The sequence below is a fragment of the Prevotella sp. TF12-30 genome, assembly GCF_003436715.1.
In the GTDB taxonomy this organism is placed as follows: Bacteria; Bacteroidota; Bacteroidia; order Bacteroidales; family Bacteroidaceae; genus Prevotella; species Prevotella copri_A.
This window is the reverse complement of record NZ_QSQJ01000127.1, coordinates 1-733: the sequence shown is the minus strand read 5'-3', so window position 1 is coordinate 733 and position 733 is coordinate 1. Positions and strand designations below refer to the sequence as shown.

The window sequence follows — 733 nt, the reverse complement described above, 5'->3', positions numbered from 1 at the left end:
GAGCAATACTAATACTCGCAAGTTACGCAATGCTGAGCGAGCCAAATATGAGATTCACAATGCTGTAAAGAGCGCATTGAGAATGGCAGATAGCTGGGACGAGTTCAAAAGTGAACTTGCAAAACGAGGTGTTCACTTAGAGTTTGTCTATAAGGATAAGGAGCAAACCAAGGTTCAAGGCATCCGTTTCTGCAAGGATGGATATAGCTTCAAGGGTACGCAGATTAGCCGAGACTATAGCTTTGGCAAACTGAATGCGAAATTAGAGGGAACGGAGAACCTTTTATCAGCAAGAGCCAAATCTGCTCAGCAATATGAGCAGGGTTGTCACAAGAATGAGCAGATGCCATTCATGTCGGAGAGCAGTCAGAATCCTTGGGGCGGTATTTCTTCCATTGGACTTTTTGCTCCAGCCAATGCTCAGACCTTTGAGCAATTCCCAGAGGATGAATCATCCAAGAAGAAAAAGAAGAAACGCAGAAGAGGCTTTAGCCTTTGATGCAAGTTACAAACCATTCAAACAACAAAAGAAATATGAAAGAAGAACTATTGGAAGCCATCTACGGCACAGTTGAGAGATTGGAGCAGAAAGTCGATGAACTTTCTGCTTCACCAAAGAACGCAGGAGCGGAAACCGTTCCTGCAAGTAATGACACAACCAAGTTGGAGAAATCAATCATTGCTATGTTTGGCAAGGAAGAGGAAGTCAGAGGTAAAATATCCAAATTAAGAG

Annotated in this window: 1 protein-coding gene and 1 pseudogene; both read left to right on the top strand. The window is 43.1% G+C overall.

Annotated elements, in window-relative coordinates:
- On the top strand, window positions 1-499 hold a 499-nt coding region (locus DXD25_RS16420; RefSeq protein WP_148460953.1), incomplete at its 5' end, for a relaxase/mobilization nuclease domain-containing protein.
- Window positions 500-534: 35 nt separating this feature from the next.
- Window positions 535-733, top strand: a pseudogene (locus tag DXD25_RS16415) (hypothetical protein); the annotation flags it as partial.